Origin of the sequence: Psychromonas algicola (assembly GCF_004378355.1) — a bacterium.
In the GTDB taxonomy this organism is placed as follows: domain Bacteria; phylum Pseudomonadota; class Gammaproteobacteria; order Enterobacterales; family Psychromonadaceae; genus Psychromonas.
This window is the reverse complement of sequence record NZ_SNUB01000005.1, coordinates 23,554-41,825: the sequence shown is the minus strand read 5'-3', so window position 1 is coordinate 41,825 and position 18,272 is coordinate 23,554. Positions and strand designations below refer to the sequence as shown.

The following is an 18,272-nucleotide window of genomic DNA, read 5'->3' as shown; positions in this document are numbered from 1 at the left end:
ACACGTTATAAAAATAAAAAATTTGAAAGCAAAGGTTTATGCGAATTTTTTATTTTGACGCTTTAGTTTTTCTAACTTGGTTTTAATACGCTTTTGTTTTAACGACGATAAGTAATCGATAAACAGCTTACCTTTTAAATGATCTAATTCGTGTTGAATACAAACCGCTAATAAACCGTCAGCTTCTATCACTTGTTTTTCGCCATCCAAATCTAAATATTCGAATGTCACAAATTCAGCACGCTCAACTTCTGCATTAGTATCTGGAACAGATAAACAACCTTCTTCGGAGATTTCTACACCCGATGTATCAACAATCGTTGGGTTAATTAAAGCCATTGGTTGATCACGCGTATCAGAAACATCAATAACTACGATGCGTTGATGTACGTTTACCTGTGTTGCCGCTAAGCCAACACCATTTTCGTCATACATAGTTTCGATCATATCAGCGACTAACTTCTTGATCTCTGGTGTGATTTCTTCAACTGGTTTAGCGACTGTTCTTAAACGGTCATCTGGAAAATGTAAAACGTCAAGTATTGGCATAATATTCTTAGCTCATGGTTAATATTTTAAAGAAGGGTAATTCTAGTCATTTCCTTTTACAAAAAACAGTTTTATTACTTATATTTATTAACTGGGTTGACGAACAATAAGGTAATGCGAGCAATGAAATACAAACTCATGCTGTTATTTGTCACTGGTATTGCGTTGTCATTAACACTTAAAGCGCAAGAGCTGGAAACTAAATCACCTCGAACTTACATTGTAAAAGAAGGAGATACGTTATGGCAGCTTTCTGCCAACTTATTAGATAACCCAATGTTATGGCCCAAACTATGGAAAAATCTAACTCAAATAAATCAATCGACACAAAGTCCTCATTTAATTTATCCCGGAGATCAATTAACTCTGCACTGGATAAAAGACGAACCTCAATTAGCTTACAAGCGAAAGATTAAGCTATCTCCAGATGCAAGACTGCAAGAGAAGGTAAATCCTATTTCAATCATTCCTACCACTAGCTTTGCGGATTTTGTATCTGGCAACCTAATTGTTAACCCAGAGCAACTACAAGCAATGCCTAGATTAGTGAATATGACCCCTACAAAAACTCGATTTATCGAAGGTGATATTTTTTATGCTGCAGGGCAGTTCAAGCAAGATCAAAGATATGGTGTTTATCGTTTAGGAAGTACTTTTAAAGACTTGCTCACTGGCGAAGCATTAGGCACTGAACTACTATTTATTGGTTATTCAAAAGTATTACTGGAGACAAATAATCCAAAAGTACATTTGGGACAGAAAGTAACATCGCACCGTTTCATTAAAAGCACTAAGGAAGCGCGAGAAGGTGATTTAATTGCACCTATTACTGAATATGAAAACGTGTTTAACAATCTCGTCCCCCGACTTGTCTCCCACAATGTGAAAGGACATATACTCGCTGTTAAAGATAACCAAACAGAAGCTGCACAATGGGATGTTGTCATAATTGATAAGGGTAAACGAGAGCAATTAAAATTAGGCTCTGTTTTTTCAGTTTTAATCTCTCAACCCAATCAATTAAGAGGTGAGGTTATTGGCGAGTTAATGGTGATTAACGTTTATGAAAAAGTCAGCGTTGCAGTGGTGTTACATGCAAAACAAGCAATGCGAGTGGAAAATAAAATACAAGGTGGATTGAAGAAGCAATAAAGCGCCATTAAATGCAAAGGGAGCTTAAATGCTTTTTCATTAAGAGAGGTTATTATTCAGCATAATCTATTTGATTCCGAATCCAATAACACACCATCACAGAGCGATCTTTATTATTGGATTGCTTTGGATGCGATCCCTTCATTGCAGAAACGTAAAATTTTTACTTTGCTATCGCACTACAGCATTGAACAACTATTTAGCCTTAACGCAGAACAACTAGCAAAGCACAAACTTAAACCAGAGCAAATTAATGCTTTCCTCGCCCCCAATTCAACACACATAACACATTGCTTAGAGTGGCAAGAAAGTGCAGCGGATAATCATATTATCAGTTATGGCGATCCACGTTATCCTGCGTTATTAAAACAAATTACTAGCCCTCCTTTATTGTTGTATGCACAGGGAGATTTAAGCCGACTTGAAGCATCACAAATCGCCATCGTGGGTAGCCGAAGTTGTACTCCCTATGGACAACAAAAAGCTCATGATTTAGGCAAACATCTTGCACAAGCCGGATTCACTGTTACCAGTGGATTGGCGATTGGTGTTGATGGCATGGCACATCAAGGCGCTTTAAAAGGAAGTGGTTCAACAATTGCGGTTCTAGGGACTGGCTTAAACAATATTTACCCGAGACGACACGTTAAGATAGCTTCTGAGATACGAGAAAAGGGATTATTATTATCTGAATTTTGGCCAAACGCGCCTGCTTATCCGAGCAACTTTCCAAGACGTAATCGTATTATTTCAGGATTAAGTATTGGCACCTTAGTGATTGAGGCCTCTTTAAGAAGTGGTTCATTGATCACTGCACGTTATGCTTTAGAGCAAAATCGCGATGTCTTTGCATTACCCGGTTCGGTGGATAACCCACAAGCCTGCGGTTGTTTAAAGCTGATCCAGCAAGGCGCGAAATTAGTGTTGGATGCTAATGATATTATTACTGAATATCCAGAATTAAACATTAGCGAAGCGATACATCAAAAACAGCATAAACCCACTAAAAATAAACATTTTTTGTTAGATATGATTGATTACCACCTCACTAGTTTTGATACCATTTTAGCGCGTAGTGGTTTGGATGTGGTGACCTTACAAAATGAGTTAATAGAATTAGAGATAAATGGTATAATCATCGCCCAACCGCAAGGTTATATTAAGTTAGAAGGTTAGTTATGTTCGAAATTATCATGTATCTCTTTGAAAGTTATATCCAAGTTGATCAAACGATGGAGCTTGATACACAAGAGGTTACCGATGAATTGATCCAAGAAGGCTTTCAAAAAACTGACATTACTAAAGCGCTAGAATGGTTAGACAAGCTAGCGAATATGCATAACCAAGACCCTGAAAGCAAAACGTCTGCTGAACAAAAAACATCACACCGTATTTACAGCAAAATAGAACAACGCCAAATATCGGTGGAATGTCGCTCATATATTAGCTACCTAGAAGACGCAAAAATATTAACCACTCATACTCGTGAAATGGTGATTGATTGTGTGATGTCATTAGACAGCGCAGAATTATTATTAGAAGATTTGAAATGGTTAATCCTAATGGTGCTATTTAATGATCCCGTTAGTGATGATGCATTTTTACAATTAGAATCCATGTTAATGGATTTTGAGGAAGGGTTAATCCACTAAAATGGCCAACTTAGATACTCACCATGAAAAAGTAACAGAAGCTTGCCCCAAGTGTGCTTCTCCGTTACATATTAGAAATGGTAAACAAGGCCCTTTTTTAGGTTGTAGCGCTTACCCTGAATGCGATTATTTACGTCCACTGCATGAAAAAAGTGAAGTAAAAAAAGTATTAACAGGCAGTAGTTGCCCACTTTGTAAAAATGAGTTGGTATTAAAACAAGGTCGCTTTGGTCTATTTATTGGCTGTAGTGATTACCCAAACTGCGAGCATACCGCACAGCTTTCAGAACAAAACAAACCACAAGAAAATCCAGAAAAAGAGCAAAGCATTGCTTGTCCAAGCTGTAAAAATGGCCATTTAATTCAACGCCAATCGCGCTTTGGTAAAACTTTTTATGCCTGTGATAACTATCCAGCTTGTAAATATGCAGTTAATGATAAACCTGTTAACGAGCCTTGCCCTGAATGTGATTGGCCGATTATGGTTGAACGAAAAACCAATACCGCATTGCGCTTAATATGCCCTAAAAAAAGCTGTGGTTACCGAAGTAAACCGCTATAATTTCGAGCAAAGGGCAATTGCCTATCAATTGATACAATTCAAATTAAACTGTAACCCACTGAACATATAATTTTAAAGTTGATTTCCAATGACTCATTACAATCTTTCTGATGCCCTTAATGCATTACAAACCGAAGGCGTTATTGCTTACCCTACTGAATCTGTTTTTGGTCTTGGTTGTGATCCAGACTCCGATCTCGCGATTCAAAAGATTCTCGATTTAAAACAACGCCCAGCACATAAAGGGCTCATTTTAATTGCTTCAAATATTGAACAACTAGAGGCTTACGCTGATTTTTCAACACTGAATGAAACCTTACTTAACAACGTGAAAAAAACATGGCCGGGCCCTTTTACTTGGGTGGTACCTGCACAGGAAAGTCTTTCTAAATTAATTAGTGGAGATTTTGATAGTGTTGCGGTGCGAGTGAGTGATCACCCCGTTGTGCAAGCATTATGTAATGAGTTCAATAAACCGATTATATCCACCAGCGCAAATTTATCAGGTTTAGACGCTTGCATCACAGCAGAGCAAGTTGAGCAGATGTTTGTTGGCAATGATTTATTAGATTACGTGATCAATGAACCCGTTGCTGGATTAGCTAACCCATCACAGATTCACCTTGCGTTGACTGGCGAACGATTACGCTAAGCGTTTAGCTGCAGTAAGCATTTACTTTAGACTCTTGTTGCAAGCTCATTATGCAATGGTTAATACTACTATTTTTAAAGGATGATTATCGTCAAAAGAAGGAAAGTCTTGATGGCAATCTAACCATTCAACAGCACTCACTGAACGCCCTTGTTTTTCAACACAACGCACTAAGCTATTAAACCAAGCTTCTTTATCTACCTTAGCCACATTATTGCAGCAAACAATCATGCCACCAGACTTAGTCGTTAATAAAGCAGGTTTAAATAAACTCTGATAGTCATTCACTAAATCCACAGTACCAAAAGCACTTTTAGCAAAACGAGGCGGATCTAAAAAAACTAAATCAAACTGCGAAGCTGACATTTTAGGATAACTCGGCAATTTTTTATTACCGCGGCTTGCGACTTTTAAACCTGCTAATTGGCGAAGTGCTGGGAAAGCATCACTTTGGATAAACTGACAAACCGATTCTACACCGTTTAATTCAGCATTTTTTCTACCCGCAGCTAACGCAAACGATGAAAAGTCCACATTCACAACACGTTTAGCACCACCCACAGCGGCTGCCGTTCCGATACCGCAAGTATATGAAAATAGATTTAATACGCTTTTTTTATGACTGTTAGCTTTAACAAATTCACGGCCCACGCGCATATCTAAAAACAATAATGGGTCTTGCCCTTCATGGCGTAATTTACTTGTAAATAAAATACCGTTTTCAGAAATAACTTGTTCTGACTGTGAATATGTTTCCGCAGTTAGTTCAAGTTGATTAATAATGCGCGAATTCTTGTTAGACCGATCGTTATACACAATGGGTAAATCAAATAAATCCACCAATACATCACTGATTGAATTTAATTCTGTTTCGCTGAGCGTTTCATGAAAGGTTTGAATCAACCAAGCATCACCATAACGATCAATATTCAATCCATTCACACCTTCAACGGTACCGTGAAAGACACGAAAACAATCTGTCTTTGCTATATCAGCAGAAGGGTTAATTAAAGGATTAATAAGATCGGCACGTTTTGTTAACGCACTGATTAATAAAGCAGTTATTGGCATAATCAAAAACTCATAAAAGAGAAACAGCTATTCAGCAAAGACTAATGCCAGATAATGAAGCGCTATAATACCAAACCACATCAGTTAACAAAACAAAAACCAAGCTATTTATAAATAGCTTGGTTTTTTAGTTCATTGGGCTTTTTTACGAAAGCTCAGGGTTATGCGCTTCTTTTTAAAAATGAGTTAATAAGCAAACAGCCCCTTATGATTTATTATCTAAAATGCCACTTAAGCGCGTTAAGATTAAAGCAATAAAAACAATTAAAGCGCCAACCCAAGGTGTATTCATCAAACCAAATTCAGAAACAATCAATCCACCTGTCCATGCACCAAGCGCAATACCGACATTAAACGCCGCGATATTTAAACCAGAAGCAACATCAACGGCATGCGGTGTATATTTTTCTGCTAATTTAACCACATAAACTTGCAAGCCAGGAACACTACCAAAAGCAAACGCGCCCCATATTAAGATAGTTAATACTGCCGTTATCGGATGCGGTGCGGTATAAGTAAACATAACTAATACGGCAATCAGTCCAGTAAAAATAAGAGTTAACGCTTTGATTGGTCCCATTTTATCTGCCATTTTTCCGCCCAAAATATTACCGAAGGCAACTGAAACACCATATACCAACATCACTAAGCTAATTGCACTAGGTTTAAAACCTGAAACTTCCTCTAATATCGACGCTAAAAATGTAAACGCAGTGAAAGTACCACCGTAACCTAACGCGGTAATGGCATAGACTAATAACAACCTAGGTTCAGTTAATACTTTAACCTGCGCAAATAATTTAGCTGCCTTCGGTTGTTGTAAATCATTTGGCACTAATAAGAGACTACCAATCAAAGCAATAACCCCCAATAATGCAACAGTTAAAAACGTTGCTTGCCAGCCAAAGTGTTGGCCAATGTAAGTACCTAAAGGAACGCCAGTCACTAACGCAACAGTTAAGCCTGTAAACATGATAGCGATTGCACTAGCTGCTTTTTCTTTGCTTACTAACCCTGTTGCAATGGTTGAACCTATAGAAAAGAATACGCCATGAGCTAACCCTGTCATAATCCGCGCGACCACTAGACTACTATAGCCGGGTGCTTGCCACGCAAGTAAGTTACCAATAACAAATAAAGCCATCACTGATAGCAATACATATTTACGGTTCCATTTTCCCGTTAAAGCAGTTAGCACTGGGGCACCAACGGCAACACCCAATGCATACAAGCTAACGAGTAACCCAGCAGAAGGCAAAGATACTTGTAAGTCTATTGCCATGGTGGGAATTAATCCGACAATCACAAACTCCGTGGTCCCTATTGCAAAAGCGCTTAACATCAAAGCATATAAAGCTAATGGCATAATTTTTTCTCTCTTTTATTGTTGGCTATATCAATGACACACCTGAGTGTCGTTGCTAATGTTTCAAGTATTATGCTCAGCATCGTTGTTGACAAAAACAGTGTTTATTACAAATTTCTTTTGTTATAACTACAAATATATAAATGCCAGTGTGAAAATAAGGGAAACTCAATGCAAACACGTTCCGATGATTTAGCCATATTATTAGCAGTTGTTGATAATGGAGGGTTTTCTGCCGCAGCTGAAGCGCTTAACATACAAGTCGCACGAGTTTCTCGCTCAGTAAGTAAAGTAGAAAGCCAATTAGGCGTCTCCATTTTAAATCGCACAACGCGTCGTATTGAAGTTACCAATGAAGGGCAGTTATTTATTGAAACCATTCGGGATGGTCTATCGCAACTGCACAAAGCAGAGGAAGAGCTTGTCTCTCGTGGTGAATTACCAAAGGGGCATTTAAGGATCGATGCTGCGAGCCCTTTTGTCTTCCATCAATTAGTCCCCTTGATACAGCCTTTTAAAGAAGCCTACCCAGACATTACATTAGCGCTCACCTCCAACGAAGGCATTGTTGATTTATTAGAGAAAAAAACTGACCTAGCGATCCGTATTGGCCGATTAGAGGATTCAACATTACACGCTCGCCTTTTAGGTAAAAGCCCATTACACATTGTCGCATCTCCAAATTACCTCGCTAGACGAGGAGTTCCAGTAAGCACTGCTCAATTATCAGAGCATGATTTGATTGGTTTATCTGGAGCAAAAACGCTTAACCAATGGCCATTAAAAGGGTTTTCAACAATTCAACCTAGCATTACCTCGAGCAATGGTGAAGCCGTTCGACAATTAGCATTAGCAGGTAATGGTATTGCTTGTTTATCGGCTTTTATGGTTAAAAAAGATATTGATGCAGGATTATTAGTTAAGCTATTGGATCATGAGAGATTACTTAATAACGATAGGGAAAGGATTAATGCGGTTTATTACAAATCCTCAGCGATTGCTAAACGAATTTCAGCTTTTATCGATTTTATACAACCAAAGTTATCATTATAAAAACGGTTTCCTAGAAAAATCGCTGCTATAGATACCCTGAATCACTATGACATGGTAAATTATCCTTACTAAATTTATTGAAATTGGAGCTCACATGGATCAGTACGCTGTTTTTGGCAATCCCATCAAACATAGTAAATCGCCATTTATTCACACTTTATTTGCCAACCAAACTCAACAGCCTATGAGCTATGGGATTATTGAAGCTCCCGTCGATGGTTTCAAAGAAGCCGTTCAAGCTTTCTTTGAGCAAGGCGCAAAGGGCTGCAATATTACAGCACCATTTAAAGAAGAAGCTTTCCAGTTCGCACAATCATTAACTGACCGAGCGCGTTTAGCTGGAGCTGTTAATACATTAAAGAAAACCGACGATGGTTTAATTATTGGTGATAACACCGATGGTGCAGGACTGGTTTTAGATTTAAAAAATAACCATGTCGATTTAGCTAACGCACGTATTCTCTTGTTAGGCGCTGGTGGTGCTGCACGTGGAGTGTGTAGCTCTCTATTAGCAGAAAAACCTGCGCAACTTACCATTGCCAATCGTACCTTTGAAAAAGCACAAACCCTAGCTTCTATTTTTGAACAGCTCGGCAATGTGAATGCCGTCGAGTTTGATCAATTAACGGGCCCTTTTGATGTAATTATCAACTCAACTTCAGCGGGTTTACACGGCAGTCTTCCTAATATTCCAAGCTCATTATTCACACCAGAAACGGCCATTTACGATATGACATATAACGCAGAGACCACCGCATTCAATGCTTGGGCAAAAGAAAGTGGTGCGCGCTTAACCATTGATGGATTAGGTATGTTAGTAGGACAAGCCGCTGAAAGTTTTGCTATTTGGCGTGGTGTAAAACCTGGTGCGAAACAAGTATTAAATGAATTACGTCATAACTTGGCCGGTTAACCTTTTTAGGGGCGCGGTATTTTCCAAAGAGTTAACTATGAATCAAGCCATTTTATTTTCAGACAATGAACGATATAACTCAATGATAAAAGCGCGGAATCACAAGATACTAGTGACACCGAAATATTGGGGGTATTTGAGTCTTCTCGCTTTGATATAGAAGATATCGCAGAACAAATGATTAACGATCAAGCATTTAGTGAAGATGGTAAGGTTTACCTATTGCCACTTTAAATAAAACAGATAGCAAACAAGAAGAGTGAATAGGAGATAAATATGCAAGAACATCGCATCAATGAAATTTTAGAGCTTATTAAGCCTTATTGGTTAAAAAATAAAGATTTAGGCTTATTAGAAATATTAAATCAAATTGCTAAAGAATCAGGGTTTGATAAACCTGTGACTGAATTAACTGACGAAGTTATTATTTATCATTTAAAAATGGATCAGACAGAAAAAGACGCAATGATTCCTGGTATTGCAAAAGATTGTGAAGACGATTTTCAAACCGCATTATTAAAAGCGCGCGGATTACTTTAAAACTTTAAATTGAAGCGAGGTCAGTTTATGTTAGAAAGCTATAAAACCATGGATATTAATATGTTATTAAGCATTGTTAATATGAAATTACGCAATGAAAAAGAGTCTCTTCAAGACTTTTGCATCACGTATCAAATTGACGAACAAGCACTAATAGAGCGATTTAACACAAACCACTTACATTACGATGCAACGCAAAATCAATTTAAACAAGATGAATAAACATGACCAAGAGAGTGGCAAGTCATCATTTGTCGCTCTTTTTAACCAGAGGCATTAAAAACAAAGCAAACCATCACATTATTTCCACTCTACTCTAAAAAACGTTAAAAAAATTTAACTTTTTTATTTCTAAAAAAACAAGTAAAACTCGGAAACATAAACACGTAACACATTGTTTTTATTGCAAACAAATCAAAAACCACACAAATACAAATGATATCGAGTATCAGTTAAAAAATGAACAGGTATTTTTGTTTTATTGATTACATTTATTCCTTAATAATTCCTTTATAATCGCGAGATTATCCATATTAGGAGTTAAAGATGACTCAACAAATCAAAATAAAAGAGATCAAGACAACTCACAAAGAGAGTGCCGATCGTTTTAATCCAAGTAATCGAATTTATGTACGTGCTGCTTATGGTTTTTTTCAGAAAATTCGTAAGTTAACGGGTTGGGGATTAATTTTATTCTTTGTTGGATTACCGCTACTTCGCTGGAATGGTGCGCAAGCCGTTTTATTTGATATTGATAAACAGCAATTTCACTTATTTAACATGACTCTTTTCCCTCAAGATTTAACCTTGCTTGCGTGGACCTTTATCATTGCCGCTTTTGCATTATTCTTTTTTACCACTTATTTAGGTCGCGTTTGGTGTGGTTATACTTGTCCACAAACAGTTTGGACGTTTATCTTTATTTGGTTTGAAGAGCGTTTTGAAGGGTCTGCTAATAAACGTAAACGACTCGATCAAATGCCATGGGACTTTAATAAACTGTGGCGAAAAACAGCCAAACACACAAGTTGGCTCATCGTTTCTTTATTAACCGCATTAGCATTTTGTTCTTACTTTGTTCCTGTGGATAAACTTTACATCGACTTTTTCACGGGTCAAAGCAGCATGTTAGTGTTGTTAATGATTGCGATTTTTGCTGGTTCAACTTATGCCAATGCAGGCTGGATGCGTTCAATTTTCTGTATCCATATGTGCCCTTATTCTCGCTTCCAATCAGCCATGTTCGATAAAAATACTTACAGCGTTGGTTATGATGCAACACGCGGTGAAGCACGTGGCCCTCGTTCTCGTAAACTAGATCGTTCTGAAACAGATCTAGGTGACTGTGTTGACTGTGACTTGTGTGTGCAAGTTTGTCCTTCTGGTATCGATATTCGCGATGGTCTTCAATACGAATGTATTAACTGTGGTGCTTGTGTTGATGCTTGTGATGAAACCATGGATAAAATGGGTTATCCGCGAGGATTAATTTCTTATACTTCAGAACAAAAATTAGAAGGTAAAGAAACAAAAGTATTACGTCCTAAGATTGTCGGTTATGGCTTGATGCTATTGCTTATGATGGGATTATTCATCGCTAATTTTGCAACATTAGCCAAGGTTGAAATGGAAATCGTACGCGATAGATCAGCGCTGTATAGAGAAAATGTAGATGGGTTAATTGAAAATACTTACACTCTAAAAGTATTAAACAAAACTGTTGAAACTCAGCAATATAAGATTAGCTTTACCGGCTTAGATGAAGCGGTGTTAATTGGCCCAGAAACCATTAGCCTAACAACGGGTGAAATATTTACTCAACCAATTTCAATTGCTGTTGACCCTTATGATATTAAAGCGAAAAAAGTCACGATCACTATCAAGCTAACCAATGTAAACGACGGTGAAGTGATTGAGCAAGATACTTCTTTCTTTCTTAACCTCTAATCATTAATATCAAACTCTATAAAGGCGCTTTCGAGATATTCCTCAGCGCCTTTTTTATTGGAGAAAAACAATGGTCAACGCGAATTTAACCTATCAAAGCCTGACACCAGAATGCCAGTTAGACGCATTAGCGAGTATTGGTATCTATCCTGAAACAGGACTCTTAGCTTTAAATTCTTACGAAAATAGAGTGTATTCATTCGTTGATGAGCAGCAAATGCGTTATGTGGTTAAGTTTTATCGCCCTGAACGTTGGAATGAACAACAGTTATTAGAAGATCATCAATTTAGTGAACGCTTACTCTCAGCTGGTTTAAACCTTTCAGCACCGATTGCTTTTGAAGGTAAAACATTACATAGTTTTGCGGGTTATTATTTTGCCTTATTCAATAATCTTTCTGCTCGCTCATTGGCGGTAGATAATATTGATAGCTTATATGATGTAGGTATCGCACTAGGGCAATTACATAAAGTTGGTGAAAAACATCAATTCAAATATCGCCCTGCGCTTGATGTAATAGAAACCATTCAACAGGCTGCAAATGGTTTAATGAATTGTGTTTATATACCCACAACAATCAAAACACCTTTGCTAGAAACCATTGCTAACATTGAAAACAAAATTAGCCATCTTAATAAACAAACACTTCCAATGATCGCTATTCATGGTGATGCACATGCAAGCAATATTCTATTAAAAGATGAACAACCTTATTGGGTTGATTTTGATGACTGTAAAATGGGCCCTGCTGTTCAAGATATTTGGATGCTGTTAAATGGTGATAAAACCGACCAGCAATTACAATTATCAATGATTTTAGAAGGTTACCAAGAAGAGCACGACTTCGACACACGCCAGTTAAGCGAGATTGAAAGTTTACGCACCATGCGTATAATCAATTATGTGAACTGGATCAACAGCCGTTGGTCAGATCCTGCATTTTCAAGGAACTTTCCATGGTTTACGACTGACCAATATTGGAAAGAGTTGTTACAATCGCTTCAGCAACAATTAATGCTACTCGATGAAGCACCCCTTACTCTCCAACCACAGTATTAATTTAATAATAATAAAATGAAAATAAAGGAACCAATAATGAAAAAGCTTTTTACTCTATTAATCGGGTTATGTTTATTGCCGTTAAGCGTTAACGCTGCAGACTTTAAAGAAGGCACTCACTACGATGTGATCAGCCGTACTGCGACAGATAAACCAGAAGTAATGGAGTTTTTCTCTTTTTACTGCCCACATTGTTTTGCATTTGAACCTTTAATGGGGCTGCTTGAAAAAGATTTAGATTCAAGCGTTGAAATTAAAAAGAACCATGTTAACTTTTTAGGTCAAAACATGGGTCCTAAAATTACTCAAGCGTACGCTGCTGCAAAAATCTTAAAAGTAGAAGATGAAGTCGCTAAAATCATTTTTGATGAAATTCATACTCAACGTAAATTAATTACAAGCGAGCAAGATATCTTAGATATTTTTGCAAAAGCCGGTGTAGAAAATAAAGATGCAACCAATGCATTACAAAGTTTCCCTGCAAATGGTCTCGCATCTCAAATGAGACGTAACACCGAAAGATTTAATATCCGTGGTGTACCAACACTGATTATTAACGGAAAATATAAAGTAAATACTGGTTCAATTAGAAGCACCGAAGAATTTACTGCATTAGTTTCGTTTTTAACTAAAAAAACTGACTAAAAACTAAACAACTATCTCATTAAAATAAAAAAGTCACCTTGGTGGCTTTTTTGTTTTTATGGCATAATAGCCCTCATCGAGATAGGGAGATGAACGTGAAAACCATGTTTAATAATGCCGCACAAATGAAAAGTGCGATTAAAGACCTGCATAACAATAAAGATTCGACTAAAGCGCAAGTTGTTGCGATCAGTGGGATTGAGGGAAGTGGTAAACGCGAGTTAACCGAAAAAATTGCAGCGGCTTTAAAACTTGAAGGCTTAAATGTCGCGGTTATCCATACGGATGACTGGGAAGCATGTAAAAGCATACGTTTTAACATAATGAATAGCCCTGAAGAATACTATCTAAATGCTTATCGTTTTGATGAAATGTTTGAACAGCTTGTACTGCCATTAAAATTATTTGGTAGCATCAAAACATCTGTTGATTTAGCCGATTCAGAATCACCTCGACGTGTTGATTATGATTTTGAGAATATCGATATTATTCTTATTGAAGGTGTTTACCTTATCCAAGAAGCTTATTTAGATCTTTATGATTACAGCTGTTGGGTAAAAAGTAATTTCGATAAAGCTTTTAAAAAGTTAAGCGAAAGCGTCAACGTAGAAGAATCACAGGAAGCGCTGGTTAATTTATTTGAGATGTTGATTAAGCCCGCAGGTCAATACCACCTTTATGCGGATGATCCGATTGGTAATAGTCGATCAATTTATCTCGAAGCAGAACCTACAACGGATGAATAATAACGCTTCGTTTTTTCAACAAAACATCCATAACGCTTATATGCATTTTGAACGCAACCAATGGTCTGAGTTGCGTGATAATGTGAAATTAACGCTCTCAGAAGACGATATAAAGCAACTTCAAGGCATTAACGAATCTTTATCAATGGAAGAAGTGGTTGATATTTATTTACCACTTTCTCGCCTATTGAATTTATACGTTGGTGCACGCCAGTATCGTCATACTGTACGAGATAAATTTCTTAATGCACATAATGACAAAGTCCCTTATATCATAGGTATCGCTGGCAGCGTGGCTGTGGGTAAAAGTACTTCTGCGCGTATTTTGCAGGCGTTATTATCCCGTTGGCCAGAACATCCAAAGGTTGCATTAGTGACAACCGATGGTTTTTTACACCCCAACCAAGAATTGGTTGCGCGTAACTTAATGCATAAAAAAGGCTTTCCAGAGAGTTTTAATACCAAAGCTTTGATTGAGTTTGTGTCTGCTATTAAATCAGGCAAAAAGAGCGTGTCAGCGCCTATCTACTCACATTTAACCTATGACATCATTCCAGATCAAACGCTGCAAGTAGAGCAGCCAGATATTGTTATTTTGGAAGGCTTGAATGTATTGCAAACAGCACTCAATGAACCTAATCAAGCGCATCGTGTTTACGTGTCTGATTTTGTTGATTTCTCTATCTTTGTAGATGCAGAAACCGACTTACTTAAAACTTGGTATATTCAACGATTCTTGAAGTTTAGAGAGGGCGCTTTTACCGATCCGAATTCTTATTTCCACGGTTACTCTAAAATGAGCAAACGAGAAGCCGTTGAGATAGCGTCTAAAATTTGGGATGAAATCAATGGTATTAATTTGCAAGAAAATATTAGACCAACACGTGACCGTGCGAATTTAATCTTAAAGAAATCCACTAATCACCAGGTGAGTTGCGTGAAGTTAAGAAAGTAATTTCTCCAATACTCTATGCACATAACAAAAAAGACGCTTAATGCGTCTTTTTTATTGTCTGAAAATTCAACTTCGATTTATACCAATCATAGTAAGTAACTGATCTATGTTACTTGTTAAAATAACTTATTTTTTCGTTGTAAGTTTCGTAAAGGGAACAACCATTTACATCAACTTACGCCTCAAACTAAGCTATTTTTCCTGCGCAAAATTTAGATCAGTTATTTAATACAATTGGTATTACAGGATGATGTCTTTTAGGCTTTGATGTTTTCTATCTAAGTAATGCGTAGAACGAATACGACGCACTGTACGAGACTTACCACGCACTAATAAGGTTTCAGTTGTCGCTAAACGTCCATCAACAGAAACGCCTTCAACTAAGTCACCCTTAGTAATACCTGTTGCAGAAAACATAACGTTATCGTTTTTCACTAAATCTTCAAGTTTAAGTACTTTATTTACTTCAATACCAGCGGCTTTACAGCGAGCTGTTTCTTCTTCACCGATACGGATGTTTTCTTCCGTTGGCTCTTTAACCATTGGGCGAGGAATTAAACGAGCTTGCATATTGCCATCTAATGCACGAACAACCGCGGCTGAAATAACACCTTCAGGTGCACCACCGATACAGTATAAAACATCAACTTGGTTATCAGGCATACAAGCTAATACAGAGATAGCAACATCGCCATCAGGAATGGCGAATACGCGAACACCTAAACCTTGCATATCTTTAATAATACGATCATGACGAGGTTTTGCTAATGTTGCAACAGTTAACTCAGAAAGTGATTTACCTAACGCTAATGCAACAGCTTTTAAGTTTTGCTCTAAAGAAAGCTCCAAATCAATTGAATCTTTTGCATTAGGGCCTACTATCAATTTTTCCATATACATATCAGGTGCGCGTAAAAAACTGCCCTTTTCACCTACTGCTAATACAGCTAATGCATTTGACTGACCCATTGCAGTCATACGTGTACCTTCAATAGGATCAACGGCGATATCCACTTTATCACCCTTTCCTGTACCAACATGTTCACCAATATATAACATGGGTGCTTCATCAATTTCACCTTCACCAATAACGATTTCACCATCGATATCAATTTGGTTAAATATAAGGCGCATTGCTTCTACAGCTGCACCATCGGCAGTATTTTTATCACCTCGGCCAAGCCATTTGTATCCAGCTAATGCCGCTGCTTCCGTTACTCGAGAAAATTCTATTGCTAGTTCGCGTCTCATCTTATGAGCTCCTAATTTTTAAATCTAAGTGAAACAAAGTGCTCTTTTTATACTGTTAAACATTTAATTAAAACGTATAAGCCTATAAAAGGGTTTACTTTGTTTTTAATGTTCTTCTAATTACTTTTAAAATGCAGCCACTGTGTTTTTGACTGCTTGTTTAAATTTATTCATTGCGTCTTCTATTAGCTGATCAGGAATATTTAAAGCAGGCGCAAAACGAATAACATTCGCACCGGCGACTAAGACTAATAAACCTTGTTTTGCTGATTCTAAAAAGAAAGCTTTAGCTTGATCTTGATATTGCTCATTTAATACTGCACCTATCAATAACCCAGCACCACGCACTTCTTTAAAGACTGAAAATTCTTCGTTAATCGCTGTTAAATGTTGACGTATTAACTGCCCTTTATGAATAACACCTTCCAACAGCGTTTGATTGTTAATCATATCAAAAGCTTTACCCGCAACTGCGCATGCAAGAGGATTACCACCAAAAGTCGTCCCATGCGTTCCAGGTATAAGATGTTTAGCAAAACAATCTTTAGTTAACATAGCCGAAATAGGGAAACCAGAGCCTAATGCTTTTGCAGACGTTACAATGTCAGGCGTCACTCCTAAGCCCATATAAGCAAATAATTGACCTGTTCTGCCCATTCCCGTTTGCACTTCGTCAAATATCATTAATGCGTTGTGCTTATCGCATAATGCTCTCACCTTTTGTGCAAAAGCTGGTTCAATAGGTAATACGCCACCTTCACCTTGTAAAGGCTCTAAAATCACTGCACAGGTTTTGTCTGAAATTGCTTTTTCAAAGGCAGCCAAGTCATTATATGCTAGATGGGTTATGCCTGCAGGTTTCGGGCCAAATCCATCAGAATAAGTTGTTTGGCCACCAGCAGTTACCGTAAAAAAGGTACGGCCATGAAAACCTTGATAAAAAGCGATGATTTCTGTTTTATCTTCACCGTATTGATCAAATGCAACACGACGAGCAAGTTTTAAAGCCGCTTCATTCGCTTCTGCACCAGAATTGGCAAAAAACACTTTCTCTGCGAAGGTATTATCCACTAACTTCTTAGCTAAACTTAACGCTGGCTCATTGGTGTAGATATTACTGACATGCCATACTTTTTTGGCTTGTTCTGTTAGCGCCTCTATTAATTCAGGATTGGCATGCCCTAACGCGTTAACCGCGATACCACCCGTTAAATCGATATACTCATTATCTGCTTGATCCCACACTCGAGAACCTTCACCGCGCACAGGGATCATTTCTAGTGGTGCGTAATTTGGCACCATAACTTGATCAAATAGCGGACGGGTGATGTGAGAGTTTGACATAACAAGTTCCTTTAATAGGTTGAAAATAAGTTATAAAAAGTAAATCTAATTCGATTTTTAATGTATTTATTATGCGATTAAAACATATTGAATAAACACATCAACTAAAAGGCTAATATACGCACTTATTTTGACAATCCAATAGCTTGCTTAAGAAAATTATCAAGTAACATTAATCCTTGTTGCGATCGTATGCTTTCTGGATGAAATTGCACCCCTTCTACAAATAACTCTTTATGACGAATTCCCATTATCTCGCCGCTACTAATAACTTTGGCTGAGATATCAAAACAGCTAGGTAAACTAGCTTCTTTTACAATTAAACTGTGGTAACGCGTCACATCTAATGGATTATTTAATCCAGCAAAAACGCCTAAATTATCATGTTCAATTAATGAGTTTTTACCATGCATCACTTTTTCTGCTCGTATCACTTCCCCACCAAACACTTGCGCAATGCTTTGATGCCCTAAACAAACCCCTAAGATAGGGATTTCACCGGCAAAGCGTTCAATTGCTTCTAAGGACACGCCTGCCTCATTAGGCGTACAAGGACCAGGAGAAATCACAATATGATCGGGCTTTAAATCAGCAATTTCTTGCAAGTTAATTTGGTCATTACGTTTAATGATGACTTGTTGCTTTAATTCACCAAAGTACTGAACTAAGTTATAAGTAAACGAGTCGTAATTATCAATCATTAACAGCATGGGTCAGAGGCACCTCTACAACATAAAGATCCATTTTAACATTAGTAACGTATTTATACCTAAGAGTCTTCAACATGAAGAACTAAAATAAAAGCTGGCACAAA

Annotated in this window: 20 protein-coding genes and 1 pseudogene; 15 read left to right on the top strand and 6 right to left on the bottom strand. The window is 37.5% G+C overall.

Annotated features, from left to right (window positions below; genetic code table 11):
• Positions 1–36: 36 nt before the first annotated feature.
• On the bottom strand, positions 37–549 hold the full coding sequence (gene def, locus E2R67_RS03760) for a peptide deformylase (protein WP_134289608.1): 513 nt from the start codon (positions 547–549) through the stop codon (positions 37–39).
• A gap of 123 nt (positions 550–672) precedes the next feature.
• Between def and E2R67_RS03755 the strand changes: the two genes are divergently transcribed.
• From E2R67_RS03755 to tsaC, 5 genes are all read left to right on the top strand, one after another.
• On the top strand, positions 673–1,701 hold the full coding sequence (locus tag E2R67_RS03755; RefSeq protein ID WP_166739306.1) for a LysM peptidoglycan-binding domain-containing protein: 1,029 nt from the start codon (positions 673–675) through the stop codon (positions 1,699–1,701).
• A 126-nt stretch (positions 1,702–1,827) separates the two neighbouring features.
• The gene (gene dprA / locus E2R67_RS03750; protein ID WP_243836945.1) at positions 1,828–2,877 is read left to right on the top strand and encodes a DNA-processing protein DprA; all 1,050 of its coding nucleotides are present in this window, start codon (positions 1,828–1,830) and stop codon (positions 2,875–2,877) included.
• Between the two features lie 2 nt (positions 2,878–2,879).
• Positions 2,880–3,353, top strand: coding sequence for a Smg family protein (locus E2R67_RS03745; RefSeq protein WP_134289605.1), 474 nt, complete (start codon positions 2,880–2,882; stop codon positions 3,351–3,353).
• A gap of 1 nt (position 3,354) precedes the next feature.
• The gene (locus tag E2R67_RS03740) at positions 3,355–3,915 is read left to right on the top strand and encodes a DNA topoisomerase family protein (RefSeq protein ID WP_134289604.1); all 561 of its coding nucleotides are present in this window, start codon (positions 3,355–3,357) and stop codon (positions 3,913–3,915) included.
• Between the two features lie 88 nt (positions 3,916–4,003).
• Positions 4,004–4,567, top strand: a complete 564-nt coding sequence (tsaC, locus tag E2R67_RS03735) for an L-threonylcarbamoyladenylate synthase type 1 TsaC (protein WP_134289603.1) — start codon at positions 4,004–4,006, stop codon at positions 4,565–4,567.
• Positions 4,568–4,615: 48 nt separating this feature from the next.
• Here tsaC and E2R67_RS03730 read toward each other — a convergent pair whose 3' ends face one another.
• On the bottom strand, positions 4,616–5,638 hold the full coding sequence (locus E2R67_RS03730; RefSeq protein WP_134289602.1) for a class I SAM-dependent rRNA methyltransferase: 1,023 nt from the start codon (positions 5,636–5,638) through the stop codon (positions 4,616–4,618).
• Between the two features lie 205 nt (positions 5,639–5,843).
• Entirely contained in the window at positions 5,844–7,004 is a 1,161-nt protein-coding gene (locus E2R67_RS03725; protein ID WP_134289601.1) for an MFS transporter, read from the bottom strand.
• Between the two features lie 171 nt (positions 7,005–7,175).
• Between E2R67_RS03725 and E2R67_RS03720 the strand changes: the two genes are divergently transcribed.
• The 10 genes and pseudogenes from E2R67_RS03720 to coaA all read left to right on the top strand — a co-directional run bounded on the left by E2R67_RS03720 (position 7,176) and on the right by coaA (position 14,863).
• Complete coding sequence (locus E2R67_RS03720; protein ID WP_134289600.1) at positions 7,176–8,057, top strand: LysR family transcriptional regulator; 882 nt, start codon at positions 7,176–7,178, stop codon at positions 8,055–8,057.
• Positions 8,058–8,151: 94 nt separating this feature from the next.
• Positions 8,152–8,970, top strand: coding sequence for a shikimate dehydrogenase (aroE, locus tag E2R67_RS03715; RefSeq protein ID WP_134289599.1), 819 nt, complete (start codon positions 8,152–8,154; stop codon positions 8,968–8,970).
• Positions 8,971–9,078: 108 nt separating this feature from the next.
• Positions 9,079–9,204 (top strand): annotated as a pseudogene (locus tag E2R67_RS03710) (DUF1488 family protein); the annotation flags it as partial.
• A gap of 42 nt (positions 9,205–9,246) precedes the next feature.
• Positions 9,247–9,510: a YihD family protein gene (locus tag E2R67_RS03705; RefSeq protein ID WP_134289597.1), complete on the top strand. Its 264-nt coding sequence runs from the start codon at positions 9,247–9,249 to the stop codon at positions 9,508–9,510.
• Between the two features lie 27 nt (positions 9,511–9,537).
• A complete protein-coding gene (locus E2R67_RS03700) occupies positions 9,538–9,732 on the top strand; it encodes a DUF4250 domain-containing protein (protein ID WP_134289596.1) in 195 nt (64 codons plus the stop codon).
• Between the two features lie 324 nt (positions 9,733–10,056).
• Positions 10,057–11,457 (top strand): cytochrome c oxidase accessory protein CcoG, encoded by a 1,401-nt coding sequence (gene ccoG / locus E2R67_RS03695; protein ID WP_134289595.1) that lies wholly within the window; start codon positions 10,057–10,059, stop codon positions 11,455–11,457.
• A gap of 70 nt (positions 11,458–11,527) precedes the next feature.
• Positions 11,528–12,517 (top strand): serine/threonine protein kinase, encoded by a 990-nt coding sequence (locus E2R67_RS03690; RefSeq protein ID WP_134289594.1) that lies wholly within the window; start codon positions 11,528–11,530, stop codon positions 12,515–12,517.
• Between the two features lie 36 nt (positions 12,518–12,553).
• Entirely contained in the window at positions 12,554–13,162 is a 609-nt protein-coding gene (locus E2R67_RS03685) for a thiol:disulfide interchange protein DsbA/DsbL (RefSeq protein WP_134289593.1), read from the top strand.
• Between the two features lie 89 nt (positions 13,163–13,251).
• Positions 13,252–13,908: a uridine kinase gene (locus E2R67_RS03680; protein WP_445177028.1), complete on the top strand. Its 657-nt coding sequence runs from the start codon at positions 13,252–13,254 to the stop codon at positions 13,906–13,908.
• Positions 13,901–14,863, top strand: a complete 963-nt coding sequence (coaA, locus tag E2R67_RS03675) for a type I pantothenate kinase (protein ID WP_134289591.1) — start codon at positions 13,901–13,903, stop codon at positions 14,861–14,863. Before E2R67_RS03680 ends, coaA begins: the two co-directional genes overlap by 8 nt.
• 240 nt (positions 14,864–15,103) lie before the next feature.
• On the opposite strand, the gene glpX is transcribed toward coaA, so the two are convergent.
• The 3 genes from glpX to E2R67_RS03660 all read right to left on the bottom strand — a co-directional run bounded on the left by glpX (position 15,104) and on the right by E2R67_RS03660 (position 18,168).
• Positions 15,104–16,114: a class II fructose-bisphosphatase gene (gene glpX, locus E2R67_RS03670; RefSeq protein ID WP_134289590.1), complete on the bottom strand. Its 1,011-nt coding sequence runs from the start codon at positions 16,112–16,114 to the stop codon at positions 15,104–15,106.
• Positions 16,115–16,240: 126 nt separating this feature from the next.
• The gene (locus E2R67_RS03665; protein ID WP_134289589.1) at positions 16,241–17,458 is read right to left on the bottom strand and encodes an aspartate aminotransferase family protein; all 1,218 of its coding nucleotides are present in this window, start codon (positions 17,456–17,458) and stop codon (positions 16,241–16,243) included.
• 125 nt (positions 17,459–17,583) lie between these two features.
• Complete coding sequence (locus E2R67_RS03660) at positions 17,584–18,168, bottom strand: anthranilate synthase component II (RefSeq protein WP_134289588.1); 585 nt, start codon at positions 18,166–18,168, stop codon at positions 17,584–17,586.
• Between the last annotated feature and the right edge of the window lie 104 nt (positions 18,169–18,272).

What these genes read in the sequence shown, in the direction of transcription:
- E2R67_RS03660 (WP_134289588.1), bottom strand. Translation starts at nt 18,168, where the DNA reads ATGCTGTTAATGATTGATAATTACGACTCGTTTACTTATAACTTAGTT.
- def (WP_134289608.1), bottom strand. Translation starts at nt 549, where the DNA reads ATGCCAATACTTGACGTTTTACATTTTCCAGATGACCGTTTAAGAACA.
- E2R67_RS03705 (WP_134289597.1), top strand. Translation starts at nt 9,247, where the DNA reads ATGCAAGAACATCGCATCAATGAAATTTTAGAGCTTATTAAGCCTTAT.
- glpX (WP_134289590.1), bottom strand. Translation starts at nt 16,114, where the DNA reads ATGAGACGCGAACTAGCAATAGAATTTTCTCGAGTAACGGAAGCAGCG.
- E2R67_RS03755 (WP_166739306.1), top strand. Translation starts at nt 673, where the DNA reads ATGAAATACAAACTCATGCTGTTATTTGTCACTGGTATTGCGTTGTCA.
- aroE (WP_134289599.1), top strand. Translation starts at nt 8,152, where the DNA reads ATGGATCAGTACGCTGTTTTTGGCAATCCCATCAAACATAGTAAATCG.
- E2R67_RS03730 (WP_134289602.1), bottom strand. Translation starts at nt 5,638, where the DNA reads ATGCCAATAACTGCTTTATTAATCAGTGCGTTAACAAAACGTGCCGAT.
- E2R67_RS03665 (WP_134289589.1), bottom strand. Translation starts at nt 17,458, where the DNA reads ATGTCAAACTCTCACATCACCCGTCCGCTATTTGATCAAGTTATGGTG.
- coaA (WP_134289591.1), top strand. Translation starts at nt 13,901, where the DNA reads ATGAATAATAACGCTTCGTTTTTTCAACAAAACATCCATAACGCTTAT.
- E2R67_RS03740 (WP_134289604.1), top strand. Translation starts at nt 3,355, where the DNA reads ATGGCCAACTTAGATACTCACCATGAAAAAGTAACAGAAGCTTGCCCC.
- E2R67_RS03745 (WP_134289605.1), top strand. Translation starts at nt 2,880, where the DNA reads ATGTTCGAAATTATCATGTATCTCTTTGAAAGTTATATCCAAGTTGAT.
- ccoG (WP_134289595.1), top strand. Translation starts at nt 10,057, where the DNA reads ATGACTCAACAAATCAAAATAAAAGAGATCAAGACAACTCACAAAGAG.
- tsaC (WP_134289603.1), top strand. Translation starts at nt 4,004, where the DNA reads ATGACTCATTACAATCTTTCTGATGCCCTTAATGCATTACAAACCGAA.
- E2R67_RS03725 (WP_134289601.1), bottom strand. Translation starts at nt 7,004, where the DNA reads ATGCCATTAGCTTTATATGCTTTGATGTTAAGCGCTTTTGCAATAGGG.
- E2R67_RS03680 (WP_445177028.1), top strand. Translation starts at nt 13,252, where the DNA reads ATGAACGTGAAAACCATGTTTAATAATGCCGCACAAATGAAAAGTGCG.
- E2R67_RS03690 (WP_134289594.1), top strand. Translation starts at nt 11,528, where the DNA reads ATGGTCAACGCGAATTTAACCTATCAAAGCCTGACACCAGAATGCCAG.
- E2R67_RS03700 (WP_134289596.1), top strand. Translation starts at nt 9,538, where the DNA reads ATGTTAGAAAGCTATAAAACCATGGATATTAATATGTTATTAAGCATT.
- E2R67_RS03720 (WP_134289600.1), top strand. Translation starts at nt 7,176, where the DNA reads ATGCAAACACGTTCCGATGATTTAGCCATATTATTAGCAGTTGTTGAT.
- E2R67_RS03685 (WP_134289593.1), top strand. Translation starts at nt 12,554, where the DNA reads ATGAAAAAGCTTTTTACTCTATTAATCGGGTTATGTTTATTGCCGTTA.